This is a genomic window from Streptomyces lancefieldiae, assembly GCF_031845825.1.
GTDB lineage: Bacteria > Actinomycetota > Actinomycetes > Streptomycetales > Streptomycetaceae > Streptomyces > Streptomyces lancefieldiae.
The window spans coordinates 1-13362 of sequence record NZ_JAVRFH010000032.1; the positions used below are offsets into that span (position 1 = coordinate 1).

Here is a 13362-nt window from a genome sequence, read left to right on the forward strand (position 1 = left end):
CCTCGTCTCAGTCGCCCACGCCTTCTGCACCCTCCAGCGACTGAGCCGATCCCCAAAAGAGACGGCGTCGGCCTGAGCCTCTACCGAGTCGTCCGCGAGCTGCAGATACTCCTCGCGACCTGGACCGGCGCCTGCCCCACCTGTCACCGCGACATGCCAGACCCCGCACCAACATGACCAAGCCCTACTAGTGCTGCGACCGGATAGGTTCGCCGGGTTGGTGGACGAGGAGCGGCCCCTGGCGGGCACGGGAGGCGGGCAATGAGTGACAACTACCTGACGGTGATTGCAACTGATCCGTACTGGCGGCCCAGTAAGGATGCGGCGGATCGTGCTGCGGTCGTGCTGTCCGGGATGCTTGCCGACGACGACGCCCGCCGTGGCCTGGAAGCCAAGTGGCACGACAGCGTCGAGGTAGTCGACTGCGGCGCCAATCTGAAGAAGATCTCCTGCCAGCACTGCGGTGCGGAGTGCTCACCCGGCTGGTGGGGGAAGGCAGTCTCGGAGCGCTACGACGAGGGCTTTTCAACGCTCATGGTCACCGTTCCCTGTTGTGACGCCGAGACGTCGCTCAACGAGCTGGTGTACGACTGGCCGATGGGCTTCGCGCGGTTCAGGCTCGAGGTCATGTATCCGAATCGGGGATGGCTGACCGACGAGGAGCTGGCCTCCCTCACGAACGCGCTCGGACATCCCCTACGACAGATCCTGATCCACATCTAGTGCTGTGACCGCGTAGGTTCGCCAGGTTGGGGCAAGCTGCGGCTTTGAGGGGGCGTCCGCCCCAGAAGCCAGCAACATCATCGCGCGCCGATAGCGCACGGAACTCGTGCTGCCGCAGCGCACGATCTGCTGCAGCCGTTGCCCCTCCTGGTTGGTCGTCTGCGCATTCGTACAGGCTCGGCCACCGCGCCTCCGGCGGTCGGATCGGGCGTCACCGCACATCCAACCGCCATGACCATCAACTCGGTGAACCTATGCGGTCAAAGCGCTAGCGGGCGATCCCGCCGCCGCCCAACAGCAGGCCCAGCCCCTCGGTGTCGTCGAAGGTGTCCCCGTACAGCCGGGTGACGCCCCCGGTGGACGGTCCGTCCGCCGTGCCGGGCAGCAGCCACGCGGAGCCGTCGACCGTGTCGCTGCCCGGCGCGGCCACCACCAGGTCGGCACGGCGGTCGCCGCCCAGGTCGGTGAGACCCACCGACGCGCCGAAACCGGCCCGCCCGCCCGAGCCGGCGTCGAGGTCGCCCGCCTCGAACACCCGGGCCCCCTCCCCGGTGAGCCCGTCCGGGCCGCCCGCCAGGAACAGCACCTGCTCCGGGCCCGGCTTCGCGTACGGGTCCCACCGGGGAGCCCCGGCCACCACGTCCGCGTAGCCGTCGCCGTTCACGTCCCCGGTGTCCAGGGAGACGAGGACGGCGTCCTCGTCCTGGGGCTCCTCACCGGGCACGCCGGGGGTGTCGCGGTCGACGGTCGTCGTCCGCTTCCCCGGCCCCGTCTCCGAGCCGTACACCACGGTCACCGAGCTGCGGCTCGCGTCGCCGCCCCGGGGGCTGAGGACCAGGTCGCCGTAGCCGTCGCCGTCCACGTCGCCGACGGCCGCCGTGGACGCGTCGGGGAGGTCGACGCCGTCCGGCTGGGTGAGGCCGTCCGGGCCGCCCTGGAAGTAGCCGACCGGCCAGCGCGTCTGGGACCAGGACGCGTCCAGGGGCGCGTCGTAGTGGAAGGTCACCAGCTCGTCGGCGCCGTCGCCGTTGAGGTCCCCGGCGACGAGGTCCTGGTAATTGGCGGTCTCGATGTCCTTCTCGGGCCGGCGCGGGGCGGGGACGGCGCCCGTCGCGGCCGGGGTGCCGTTCCGTTCGAAGGGGCCCTTGAGCAGGCCCTCGTCGGAGCCGAGCCCGAAGACCAGGTCGGCGTGCCCGTCACCGTCGAAGTCGCCGGCGGCGAGCTGCTCCTCCAGGATCGGGTCGATGTCCCAGGAGACGTGGCTGCCGTCCGTCCCCGGCACCCGGGTGGCCCGTGACAACCCGCCCGGGGAACCCCACATGATGATCAGGCTCGGTTTCCAGTCGAAGACGGCGGTGGCGAGGTCGGTGTAGCCGTCCTCGTCGAAGTCGCGGGCCACCACGTCGGTCCCGAAGAACGCCTCGTCGCGGTTCTTCCCGGGTATCGCGGGGTCGTCCTGCGTGAGGTACTGACACCGGTCGAGCCCCGTCCCGTCCCCCGACCCGTACGCGACCTCGATGCTGCCGCCGCCGCTCCCGTTCTTCACGCTCCCGAGCGAGCCGAAGGCCAGGTCGGGGTGACCGTCCCCGTCGAAGTCGGCGGCGGGCGCGGTGCCGGGCGGGGCCGACCGGTCCGGCCCGGGCCGGGTGGCGGGCGCGCCGCCGTGGACGGAGGTCCGGCACGCGTGCGACGCGGTGATGTCGGACGGCTCGTCGTCGGCGACCACCGCACCCACCACGACCGCCAACGCGACGACGGCCGCACCGCCCCCGATCGCCCACGCCCGCTTGCCGACGCGACGCCGCGGCCCTGCCACCTGGTCACCCGAACCGTCCATACGAACGATCACGCACCAACCGGACCACGCGGTTCCGCCCCGTCCCCAGGCCCGCGCGGAGCAGGGCGCCCAGGCGCGGTCCCGCGTGTCAGACCGGCCGACGCCCGACGGCCAGCAGATGCGAACTCGCCGCCAGCAGCTCCGGATGGGGCTCGGCCATGCGCGCGGCCGTGAGGACGGACTCGAACAGGCTCGACTCCCGGAACGACTGACCGGTGTTCCGCTCCGCCGCCGCCAGCAGGGCCCAGGCAGGCCCCTCGATCCCGAAGACCTCCGCACCGGTGAACCCCGCCGCCGCCACCTCGTCGCGCAACTGCTCCCCGCTGTGGAAGTACGCCGTCGTGAACGCCTTCTTCCCGTCGTGGACCTGGGTCGCGAGGATCGTCCCGATGCTCTCCCGCATCGACTCCTTGTGCAGGTGGGCGTACGCGGCATGCTCGAACAGCGACGCGTACCGGTTGATACCGGCGACCGCCAGCAGCCCTCCGGGCTTCACCACACGGCGTGCCTCCGCGAGCGCACGGTCCCGGTCCGCCCGTTCCGGCAGGTGATACAGGGGGCCCAGCATGAGGACGACGTCGTAGGAGCCGTCGTCGGCCGTGAGACGTCGCGCATCGCCCAGTTCGACGGACGCGCCGGTGGCCCTGGCCTGTTCCACGTGACGGGGAATCGGGTCGACCAGATGCACCGCGTACCCGTCCTCGACAAGCCACCGGGCGTGCGTCCCGGGACCACCACCGACGTCGAGCACCCGAGCCGGCGCCGAGGGGAGGTGGCGGCGCAGCAACTCCTGCGTGCGTACCATCTCCAGACGCCCGTCGGCCGTGGTGTCCAGCCGGTCCGCCTCGTCGGCGGTCTCGCTGTAGAACCTCACGATCTCTGATGTCAACTCAGGGGTCGTCATCCGTGCATTCTGGCGACCACCCGGTGGGGCAGTCCATCCGGCACGAGCCCGGTGCTACGCCTCGCCCTTGTCATCCGGCCGGTGAGCCACGAAGGATCCGAGGCCGGGCTCCGTGTAGGTCAGCCCCTCCTCGCGGAGCGCCCGCAGGACCTTGTGCGCCGTCGCGTTGGCGATCCCGAACTCCGCGGTGAGCTGTACGACGGAAGGGACGCGCGTACGCGGCGGGTAGGTGCCGTCGGCGATGCGACCACGCACCACCTCGGCAACCTGACGCCAGCGGGGGATGTCGGGAACAAACTCGATCACCAATTCAGCATGAGCATACTTAGCGCAATAGGCGATACGTAGGGTCCCTAGCATGCCTAGAATGCTCTGGAGAACTGCCAGACCCCCGCGACGGGTGGAGCCGTCCGGGGGCACGGCCACCAGCTGTACCTGATCGGAGCTGATGACATGACCGACCTTATCGGCCGCCTCCTCGCACGACTGCGCCTGACGCCCGTCCCCCGAGGCGCCCACCACCGCACCAGCCCGCGTCCAGCGGTCCGTACCGCACCACCCACTCCGTCCGCCGCCGGCGTCATGCCCCTCCCCGCACTCCCCGCCCACCGCAGCCCTTACGGCCTGCCCACCACCCTCGACGGCACAGAGACCGTGGCCGTCCGCCCATACCTCCTCGCGGGCGCGCCGGGCGAACTGGAGGCCGCGGCATGACGACATCACGCGAGCCCCGCCTGCTCCCCTGGTCCGGCGCCGAGGGCAAGCCCTGCTACCTCGTCACCGACGACGACGGCGGCCCCGTCTCACGGCTGGCCGACACCACCGAGGCCACCCAGCTCGGCATGGGAGCGGAGCTCCTCGCCCACGCCCACGATCTCCTCCCGCGTGCCCCGCACGGCGAACTCCGCTACCTCGCCGAGTGCCTCACCCAAGCCCTCGCGGACGCGCTACGGGTGGCCGAGAGCCGAGGGCGGAGACTACGCGGGCTCAACTGAGCGGGCCGATGACACCCGGGCCGGTTCTGTCACCGTGTCCCGGGACTGCCAGCCCCTGCGCCGACACCTCCACCACGTGCCGCCCCCGCGGCACCGCCCGTCCGCCGTCGGGAACGGCATCCTGGCCGCGTCACCGGTCAGCCCATGGTCTTGGCGCCGTCCAGGGACTCACGGACGATGTCGGCGTGGCCGGCGTGCTGAGCGGTCTCGGCGATGATGTGCAGCAACACCCGGCGGGCCGACCACCGCGCGCCCGGCTCGGACCACGGCGCTTTCGGCAACGGCCACGAGGCCCCCAGGTCGGGCAGGGTGGCGACCAGGTCGTCGGTCCGGCGGGCCACCTCGGCGTAGGCGGCCAGGACACCGGCCAGCGTCTCACCGGGCAGCATCCGGAACTCGTCGGCCCGCCGGGCCCAGTCGGCCTCGGTCATGGCCGTGAAGTCCCCCATCGCCGACGGGCCGTTCAGGATGAAGTCCCCCCAGCTCCGCTCGACCGCGGCCACGTGCTTGATCAGGCCGCCCAGGCACAGCTCGCCGGCGGTGGTCCGGAGTCCGGCCTGCTCGTCGGTGAGGTCACGGGTGGTGAAGCGCAGGAAGTGCCGGTGCTTGGCCAGCGTCTCCAGCAGGTCGGCGCGCTCACCGGTGACGGCCGGGGCCCCGGCCCGGTCGCGGGTGGTCATCTCGTCGAAGGTCATGCTCTCCGCCTTCCGGTGTTTCTCTTCCGTCGGACAAGGAGCACGCTATGAACCATCGAGGCCAGCCGGTGTCCTAGATCGTCCTGGACCGCGAAGGACAAGGGGCGGACCGCCCGTTCACTCCCCCAGACCCTCCGCCAGCACCTCCGCCAGGTGCCGCCCCCGCACCCCCGCCAGCTGCTCCAGCTGCGTCCGGCACGAGAAGCCGTCCGCCAGGACCACCGCCCCGTCCGGCGCCTCGCGCACCGCCGGAAGCAGCTGGTCCTCCGCGCAAGCGACCGACACCTCGTAGTGACCGGCCTCGAAACCGAAGTTGCCCGCGAGACCGCAGCAGCCGCCGCTCAACTCACCCGTCAGCCCCGCCGCCTCGCGCAGGCGGCGGTCGGCCGCGTCGCCCAGGACCGCGTGCTGGTGGCAGTGGGTCTGGCCGGTGACCGGGCGGTCCACGGCGGGCGGGGTCCAGTCGGGGGCGTGGCGCTCCAGCACCTCCGCGAAGGTGAGCACCCTCCCGGCGAGGCGGCCCGCGCGCGGATCGTCGTGCAACAGCTCCGGCAGGTCCGTGCGCAGGGCGGCGGCGCAGCTCGGCTCCAGGACGACGACCGGCGCCGACGTCTCCAGCACCGGGGCCATCAGGTCCAGCGTGCGGCGCAGCACCGCGCGGGCGCGGTCCAGCTGGCCCGTGGAGAGGTACGTCAGGCCGCAGCAGACCCGGCCCCGGCGGGCGGTCAGCAGGGCGGCCGCCGACTTCGAGGCACCGTCCCCGACGGCCCGCCCCCGCAGCGTCGGCGGCAGCACCACCCGCAGCCCCGCCGCCTCCAGCACCCGTACCGCCGCCCGGCCGACGGACGGAGACAGGTGCTCGGTGAAGGTGTCGGGCCAGAGCACCACCAGGTCGCCGGTCCGCCCGGCAGCCGGACGCCGCCCGCGCCACCACCGGCTGAACGTCTCCCCCGCCGACCGCGGCACCTCCCGCTCGCCCGCGATCCCGCCCAGCCGCTTCGCCAGCGCCGCCAACGGCCGCACGGCGGCCAGCCCGTTGACCACCGGCGCCGTACGCGTACGCGCCACCCAGCGCAGCCACACCGGCAGCCACCCCATCGCGTAGTGGGCGGCGGGACGGCGCCGGCCCGCGTAGTGGTGGTGCAGGAACTCCGCCTTGTACGTGGCCATGTCGACCTCGACCGGGCAGTCGGAGCGGCAGCCCTTGCAGGACAGGCACAGGTCGAGCGCGTCCCGGACCTCCGTGGAGCGCCAGCCGTCGGTCACCAGTTCACCGGCGAGCATCTCGTGCAGCAACCGCGCCCTGCCCCGCGTGGAGTGCTCCTCCTCCCCCGTCGCGCGGAACGACGGGCACATCACCCCGGAGCCGGACGCCGACGTCGTACGGCACTTGGCGACCCCGACGCAGCGCCGCACCGCCGCCGAGAAGTCGCCGCCGTCGGACGGGTAGCCGAACGCCACGTCCACCGGCTCGCGCGGCAGGACGGCGAAGCGCAGGTTCGTGTCGAGCGGCGCCGGGCGGACCAGCATCCCGGGGTTGAGGAGGTCGTCCGGGTCCCAGACGGACTTCGCACGCTCGAACAGCGCGACCGTCTCCTCCCCGTACATCCGCGGCAGCAGCTCCGCCCGCGCCTGCCCGTCCCCGTGCTCCCCGGACAGCGAGCCGCCGTGCGCCACGACCAGGTCGGCCAGCTCCCGGGAGAAGCGGCGGAAACGGGCGACCCCGGCGTCCGTCAGCAGGTCGAAGTCGATCCGTACGTGGATGCAGCCGTCACCGAAGTGCCCGTACGGCGTCCCGCGCAGGCCGTGAGCGGTCAGCAGCCCCCGGAAGTCCCGCAGATAGGCGCCGAGCCGGGCCGGGGGCACCGCGCAGTCCTCCCAGCCCGGCCACGCCTCCGAGCCGTCCGGCATCCGCGTCGCCGTGCCGCTCGCGTCCTCCCGGATCCGCCACAGCGCCCGCTGCCCGGCCGGGTCGGTCACCACCAGGGCGTCGAGGACATCGGCCGCCCGCACGACCGCCTCCGCACGCGCGCGTGCCTCCGCCGCCGACTCGCCGCCGGTCTCCACGAACAGCCAGGCCCCGCCCCGTGGCAGCCCGGCCGCGGACGCGGACGGCACCAGGTCCACCGCCATGCCCTCCACCGTCAGCGGCCCGAGCGGCAGCAGCCCGGCCGCCGCCTGAGCCGCGCCGGCCTCGTCGGCGTACCCGAGGACCGCCAGCGCCCGCGCGCGTGGCGCCTCGACCAGGTCGACCACCGCCTCCGTCAGCAGGCCCAGCGTGCCCTCCGAACCGCAGAAGGAGCGGGCCACGTCCGCGCCCCGCTCCGGCAGCAGCGCGTCCAGCGCGTAGCCGGAGATACGGCGGGGCAGCTCGGGGAAGCCGGTGCGCAGCCGCGCCAGGTCACGGTCCACCAGTTCGCGCAGGCCCTCCGGTGCCCCGGCCCACTCCCGCCCGAGCCGCAGGCGCCGCCCGCGCGCGGTGAGCACCGTCAGCTCGCGCACGCTGTCCGCCGTCGTGCCCCACGCCACCGAGTGGGAGCCGCACGAGTTGTTGCCGATCATCCCGCCGAGCGTGCACCGGCTGTGGGTGGAGGGGTCGGGGCCGAAGCGCAGGCCGTGCGGGGCGGCGGCCTCCTGGAGGCGGTCGAGGACCAGTCCCGGCTGGACGACGGCCGTACGCGCCCGGGCGTCGAGCGAGAGCAGCCGGTTCATGTGCCGGGTGAAGTCCAGGACGACGCCCGTGCCCGTCGCCTGCCCCGCGATCGACGTGCCACCGCCCCGCGCCACGACCGGCACCCCGTGCGCCCGGCACACCTCCAGCACGGCCGCCACGTCGTCGGCGTCCGCCGGCGCCACCACGCCCAGCGGGACCCGCCGGTAGTTGGACGCGTCCATGGTGGTCAGTGCCCGTGAGGTGACGTCGAAGCCGACCTCGCCCCGGACGGCCTTCCGCAGTGCTGCCTCCAGATCGGTCATGCGTCCAGGATGGCCTTCGTAGCTCACCACAGGTCCGTAGGGCGGAGATCTCGTCTCATCGGACGGACATGTCTCCGTCCGGTTTCGCCGAAGAGATACCCTCCGGCTCGTGGCTGAGATCCAGATTCCTGCTGACATCAAGCCCGCGGACGGTCGATTCGGCGCGGGTCCCTCCAAGGTGCGGGTGGAGGCGCTGGACGCCCTGGCCGCCACCGGTACGTCCCTCCTCGGCACCTCCCACCGCCAGGCGCCCGTCAAGAACCTGGTCGGCAAGGTCCGCGAGGGCATCCGTGAGCTGTTCCAGCTCCCCGACGGCTACGAGGTGGTCCTCGGCAACGGCGGCTCCACCGCGTTCTGGGACGTCGCGACGCACGGCCTGATCGAGAACAAGTCGCAGCACCTCAGCTTCGGCGAGTTCTCCTCCAAGTTCGCGAAGGCCGCCAAGCTCGCCCCGTGGCTGGCCGAGCCGACCGTCGTCTCCTCCGACCCGGGCACGCACCCCGAGGCGCGGGCCGAGGCCGGCGTGGACGTGTACGCGTTCACCCACAACGAGACCTCCACCGGCGTCGCCATGCCCGTCAAGCGCGTCGCCGGCGCGGACGAGGGCTCCCTCGTCCTGGTCGACGCCACCTCCGGCGCCGGCGGCCTGCCCGTGGACATCGCCGAGACCGACGTCTACTACTTCGCCCCGCAGAAGTCCTTCGCCGCCGACGGCGGCCTGTGGATCGGCGTCTTCTCCCCGGCCGCCATCGAGCGCGCCGAGCGGATCCACGCGTCCGGCCGGCACATCCCGGAGTTCTTCTCGCTGCCGACCGCGATCGACAACTCCCGCAAGAACCAGACGTACAACACCCCGGCGCTCGCCACCCTCTTCCTGCTGGGCGAGCAGCTCGAGTGGATGAACGGCCAGGGCGGCCTGGACTTCACCACCGCCCGCACCAAGGACTCCTCGACCCGCCTGTACACGTGGGCCGACGAGTCCAAGTACGCCACCCCGTTCGTCTCCGACCCGGCCAAGCGCTCTCAGGTCATCGGCACCATCGACTTCACGGACGACATCGACGCCGCCGCCGTCGCCAAGGTGCTGCGCGCCAACGGCATCGTCGACACCGAGCCCTACCGCAAGCTCGGCCGCAACCAGCTGCGCGTCGCGATGTTCCCGGCGATCGACCCGGCGGACGTCGAGGCGCTCACGAAGTGCGTCGACCACGTGATCGAGAAGCTGTAGTCGTCACCGGTACGACGACGCAGGGCGCCCGGCGGACGATCCGCCGGGCGCCCTTCGTGCAACCGCACGCCCTGCTCCTCGACGATCGTATTGCTGCCCGGAGAGTTCGGGGTGTAGGTGGCCGTCTCATGCCTCCCCTACTCGAATCGGCGCAGGAAGGCCTGTCGGCCGTCGCGGGAGACGGTGAGCAGGGGGCCGTCCTGCTGCCTGCTGTCGCGGACGGCGGTGCCGCGACGCCGCCGCACGGGCTTGTAGCTGACACCGTGTGAGGACCTAGCGTTGGCGCCGTGGACGACGACGGGATGTGGTGGACGGTTGGGGAACTGGCGCTGGCGTCCGGGGTGTCGGTGCGGGTGCTGCGGCACTGGGACGCGATGGGGGTGGTGTCTCCCGAACGTACGCCGAGCGGACACCGCCGTTACGGCCCCGCGCACGTCACCCGTCTCTACCGGGCGATGGCCCTGCGCCGGACCGGCCTGGGGCTTCGGCAGGTCGCGGCGCTGCTGGACCAGGAGGATCCGGACCCGGCGGCGACCCTGCGCGCGCACCTCGTCGACGTCGAGGAGGACCTCAGGCGGCGGAGTCAGCTCCGCGACCGGCTCGTGGCCGCGCTGGAGAGTGCGGAGCCGGACCAGTTGATGAAGGTGATCGAGACCATGACCATGTTCGAGCAATACGTGCACGGATACCGCTCCGAGGAGAGCGCGCGGCTCGCGGACCAGGCGGGCGCCCTGGTCGAGTTGCTGCACGGCGACACCCGCTTCAAGCCCGGCGAACGGGTCCTGGAGGTGGGGTGCGGTGTGGGCGCCCAGACCACCACCCTGGCTTCGCAGAGCCCCGGCACGGACTTCGTGTCGGTCGACATCGCTCCGGAGTCGCTGGAGGCGGCCTCGCGTCGCGTCGCCGCAGCGGGACTGTCGAACGTCGAGTTCGTCGAGAAGGACGTGTTCGCGCTCCCGGAGCGGGAGGGAGACTTCGCCGAGGGGTCCTTCGACCACGTCTTCGTGTGCTTCCTGCTCGAGCACCTGCCCGCTCCGGTCGACGCTCTGCGGCGGCTGCGTCGCCTGGTCCGGCCCGGCGGCACGGTCACCGTCGTCGAGGGGGACCACGGTTCGGCCTACTTCCATCCGGACGACGACGCCGCGCGTGCGGCCATCGCGTGCCAGGTGACGTTGCAGCGGCACGCCGGCGGCGACGCCCTCATCGGGCGACGGCTCTTTCCCATGCTGCACGAGGCGGACTGGTCGGACATCGCCGTCACCCCGCGCACCGTCTATGTCGACGGCAGTCGGCCGGACCTGGCCGACAGCTTCACCAGACGCACCTTCACCGCGATGGTCTCGGGTGTCCGGGAGCCCGCCGTCGCGGCGGGGCTGATCGATCCGCGTACCTTCGACGCGGGCATCGCCGCCCTGCGACGCACGGCCGAGCCCGACGGAGTGTTCTGCTACACCTTCTTCAAGGCGGTCGGCCGCCGCCCGGCCTGATCGTGGCTCACACCCGTACGTCCCTCAGGCCAGCCCCGCCGCGATGGCGCGGCGGACCGCGTCGGCGCGGTCGCGGAGGTGGGCCTTGGCGAACAGGTTGTTGATGTGGGTCTTGACCGTGGCCTCGCTGATGAAGAGCTTCTCGGCGATGCCACGGTTGGACAGGCCCTGGCCGATCAGGGTGAGGACCTCGCGCTCGCGGGGCGTGAGGTCGTCCGGCAGGTGCTCCCGGGCCGCCTGGCCCGGGGCGGGTGCCTTCGCCCGGACCGTGGCGAGCAGCCGGTCCTGGACCTCGCGGTCGAGTACGGACTGGCCCGCGCCGGCGGCCCGGATCGCCCGGGTGATGTCCTGGCGCCCCGCGTTCTTGGTGAGGTACCCGCGGGCACCGGCGCCCAGGGCGCCCAGGATCGAGTCGTCGTCGGCGAAGGTGGTCAGGACGACCACGGCCACCGCCGGATGCTCCTCGCTCAGGCGCCGGGTGGTCTCGATGCCGTCCATCACGGGCATGCGCAGGTCCATCAGCACCACGTCGACGGGCCCGGCGGCCACCGCCGCCAGCACCTCGCCGCCGTCCGCGGCCGCCGCGACGACGTCGATGTCCTCGGCCAGCCCGAGCACCGCGGCGAGCGGCTCCCGCACGGCGGCCTGGTCGTCCGCGACGACCACCTTCAGCCGCGCTGGTCCCTCGGTCTGTCCACTCATCCCGGAATCACCGCTTCCACCTGCCAGCCGCCCTGGTCGCGTCCCTCGGTGATCGGCCCCGCGCCGACCGTCCCGCCCAGCAGGGCGACGCGCTCGCGCATTCCGATCAACCCCATTCCGCTGCCGACGCCCGGAGTCACCGCGCGGGTGGCGGGCCGGTTGCGGACCCTCAGTGTGATCGACGCGGCGGCGAACGTCAGCTCCACGTCGACCCCTCCGCCGGGAGCGTGCCGGGCGGCGTTGGTCAGTGCCTCCTGGGCGATCCTCAGCAGGTTCTGGGTCACCCGGGCCGGCACCTCGCGGACGCTTCCCGTGACGGTGAGGGCGTCGTGGTGGCCCGCTGATTCGATCATCGCGGTCAGGCTCTCCAGCAGCGGCAGCGCGTCCTCACGCAGCGCGTGCACGGTCCACTGCGCCTGCTTCAGGCTCTCCTTGACCAGGCCGTGGGCCTTGTTGTTGGCCTCCCGGACCTTCTCCAGGTCACCGGTTTCGAGCAGCGCGTCGGCCAGTTCCAACTGCATGTTGATCCCGGCGAGGGAGTGCGCGAGGACGTCGTGCACGTCACGGGCGATCCGGCCGCGCTCGGTGAGGACGGCGGTGCGGGCCTCCGCGCGGGCGGCGCGTTCCGCCGACTCGGCGGCCGAGAGCGCGGACCGTACGGCCTGGCGCTGGGTGCGGTTGAGGATGCCGACCACTACCGGGACGCCGGTGGTGAGGCCGAGCACCCAGGGCAGTTCCGGGTCCCCCGGCCCCAGGTGGAAGTACAGGACACCGGCGCAGAGCAGGGAGCACGTCCCCGCGAGAGCGAGGGCCCGCCTGGTGTCGAGCCGGTAGCCGATGTGGCCGGCCAGGAAGAAGGCGAACAGGTAGCTCGTACCGCTACCGCTGACGCCGATCAGGGCGATGGCCGCGGCGATGCCGGAGGTGAGCCAGGTGAGCGCCACCCGCGGGGGAACCCGGTGCTCGGGCAGGCCCCGGCCGAGCAGTGCCGCGGAGTTGAGCACGAAGAGGACGGCGACCGCCAGTCCCTGGCCGCCGAACCCCATGGGCCGGATCGTCAGGGCTCCTACGGCGATGACCGCGAGGCTCAGGCCCCACTGCACACGTGGGTCCTGACCGGGGACCGGCCGCGGGTCCGCCCCCGGGTGCGGCGGCGGGGGGTTGTCGGTGGCGGGCACCGGCAGAACATAGCGCACGGTCAGGCCGTACGGTCGAGGACGGGCGCGACGGGGGCGGCAGGAGTCAGGGACCGGGCGCGGGTGCGGCTGCGCAGGTGGATCGTGGCCACCCGCGTGACCACCTCGGTGACCGCCATCAGCACGAACGCCGCCACCCAGGCCTGGTCGGTCGTGATGTGGTGCGCGATGCTGAACCGGGCCACGTCGTCGGCGCCACCGCCGTGCTCGACCCAGACCTGGAAGCCCATGCGGGCTCCCATGCCCAGCACCCACAGGACCGCCGACACGGCGCCGGCTTTGATCATCAGGTGACCGCCGAGTGCCCTGATCCGGGTGAAGACGCCGCCCGCGACGCCGAGCGCCGCCCCCACGCCGGCCAGGGCCGCGATCAGCGGCAGGTCGTTGCCGTCGGTCGGGACGGAGTCCAGGTAGGAGTACGCCACGAAGGCCACGATCCCCAGCGGGACCAGGAACGTCTTGCGGTCGAGTCGGCCTTCCCGCAGCTGCCGGAAGACGACGAGGACGAGGGCGATGTCGGTGATCCACTCGGTCGCTGTCATGCCCTCAAGGCTGCTCCGGAGAGGAGCCCGGCACCCGGGCCCGTGGGTGGAGCCGGGGGTGGAGATCCCCCGCTCCC

The 13362-nt window shown here is 72.6% G+C and carries 14 protein-coding genes and 1 pseudogene; 5 read left to right on the plus strand and 10 right to left on the minus strand.

All coding sequences use genetic code 11. The annotated features are described in order from the left end of the window. Nucleotides 1-261: 261 nt before the first annotated feature. Nucleotides 262-723 (plus strand): hypothetical protein, encoded by a 462-nt coding sequence (locus tag RM812_RS26550; RefSeq protein WP_311576982.1) that lies wholly within the window; start codon nucleotides 262-264, stop codon nucleotides 721-723. Nucleotides 724-786: 63 nt separating this feature from the next. Here the strand turns inward: RM812_RS26550 and RM812_RS26555 are convergent. The 4 genes and pseudogenes from RM812_RS26555 to RM812_RS26570 form a co-directional block, all read right to left on the minus strand. Then, nucleotides 787-908, minus strand: a pseudogene (locus RM812_RS26555) (IS630 family transposase); the annotation flags it as partial. Between the two features lie 83 nt (nucleotides 909-991). After that, nucleotides 992-2572: a VCBS repeat-containing protein gene (locus RM812_RS26560; RefSeq protein WP_311576986.1), complete on the minus strand. Its 1581-nt coding sequence runs from the start codon at nucleotides 2570-2572 to the stop codon at nucleotides 992-994. Between the two features lie 76 nt (nucleotides 2573-2648). Further along, complete coding sequence (locus RM812_RS26565) at nucleotides 2649-3464, minus strand: class I SAM-dependent methyltransferase (RefSeq protein ID WP_311576990.1); 816 nt, start codon at nucleotides 3462-3464, stop codon at nucleotides 2649-2651. A gap of 54 nt (nucleotides 3465-3518) precedes the next feature. Then, on the minus strand, nucleotides 3519-3770 hold the full coding sequence (locus RM812_RS26570) for a GntR family transcriptional regulator (RefSeq protein ID WP_311576992.1): 252 nt from the start codon (nucleotides 3768-3770) through the stop codon (nucleotides 3519-3521). 147 nt (nucleotides 3771-3917) lie between these two features. Here RM812_RS26570 and RM812_RS26575 point away from each other — a divergent pair, with 147 nt between their 5' ends. Together RM812_RS26575 and RM812_RS26580 are read left to right on the plus strand one after the other, a co-directional pair. Then, nucleotides 3918-4178, plus strand: a complete 261-nt coding sequence (locus RM812_RS26575) for a hypothetical protein (RefSeq protein WP_311576995.1) — start codon at nucleotides 3918-3920, stop codon at nucleotides 4176-4178. Beyond that, nucleotides 4175-4459, plus strand: coding sequence for a hypothetical protein (locus tag RM812_RS26580; RefSeq protein ID WP_311576998.1), 285 nt, complete (start codon nucleotides 4175-4177; stop codon nucleotides 4457-4459). The genes RM812_RS26575 and RM812_RS26580 overlap by 4 nt, the downstream gene beginning before the upstream one ends. 137 nt (nucleotides 4460-4596) lie before the next feature. Here RM812_RS26580 and RM812_RS26585 read toward each other — a convergent pair whose 3' ends face one another. Together RM812_RS26585 and RM812_RS26590 are read right to left on the minus strand one after the other, a co-directional pair. Continuing rightward, complete coding sequence (locus tag RM812_RS26585; protein WP_311577001.1) at nucleotides 4597-5154, minus strand: DinB family protein; 558 nt, start codon at nucleotides 5152-5154, stop codon at nucleotides 4597-4599. Nucleotides 5155-5271: 117 nt separating this feature from the next. Further along, the gene (locus tag RM812_RS26590) at nucleotides 5272-8130 is read right to left on the minus strand and encodes an FAD-binding and (Fe-S)-binding domain-containing protein (protein WP_311577003.1); all 2859 of its coding nucleotides are present in this window, start codon (nucleotides 8128-8130) and stop codon (nucleotides 5272-5274) included. Nucleotides 8131-8239: 109 nt separating this feature from the next. Between RM812_RS26590 and serC the strand changes: the two genes are divergently transcribed. Next, nucleotides 8240-9358 carry a phosphoserine transaminase gene (serC, locus tag RM812_RS26595; RefSeq protein ID WP_311577006.1) on the plus strand — a complete coding sequence of 373 codons (1119 nt, stop codon included), beginning with the start codon at nucleotides 8240-8242 and terminating at the stop codon, nucleotides 9356-9358. Nucleotides 9359-9495: 137 nt separating this feature from the next. Here serC and RM812_RS26600 read toward each other — a convergent pair whose 3' ends face one another. Continuing rightward, entirely contained in the window at nucleotides 9496-9603 is a 108-nt protein-coding gene (locus RM812_RS26600; protein ID WP_311577008.1) for a DUF397 domain-containing protein, read from the minus strand. Between the two features lie 42 nt (nucleotides 9604-9645). Here RM812_RS26600 and RM812_RS26605 point away from each other — a divergent pair, with 42 nt between their 5' ends. After that, the gene (locus tag RM812_RS26605; RefSeq protein ID WP_311577011.1) at nucleotides 9646-10845 is read left to right on the plus strand and encodes a methyltransferase; all 1200 of its coding nucleotides are present in this window, start codon (nucleotides 9646-9648) and stop codon (nucleotides 10843-10845) included. Between the two features lie 24 nt (nucleotides 10846-10869). Here the strand turns inward: RM812_RS26605 and RM812_RS26610 are convergent, their stop codons facing one another. Genes RM812_RS26610 through RM812_RS26620 form a run of 3 tightly spaced genes read right to left on the minus strand, consistent with a single transcriptional unit; the run spans nucleotide 10870 to nucleotide 13285 of the window. Continuing rightward, complete coding sequence (locus tag RM812_RS26610; protein ID WP_311577014.1) at nucleotides 10870-11547, minus strand: response regulator transcription factor; 678 nt, start codon at nucleotides 11545-11547, stop codon at nucleotides 10870-10872. After that, nucleotides 11544-12743: a sensor histidine kinase gene (locus tag RM812_RS26615; protein ID WP_311577016.1), complete on the minus strand. Its 1200-nt coding sequence runs from the start codon at nucleotides 12741-12743 to the stop codon at nucleotides 11544-11546. Before RM812_RS26615 ends, RM812_RS26610 begins: the two co-directional genes overlap by 4 nt. 2 nt (nucleotides 12744-12745) lie before the next feature. Further along, nucleotides 12746-13285, minus strand: a complete 540-nt coding sequence (locus tag RM812_RS26620; protein ID WP_311577018.1) for a hypothetical protein — start codon at nucleotides 13283-13285, stop codon at nucleotides 12746-12748. Nucleotides 13286-13362: the final 77 nt, after the last annotated feature.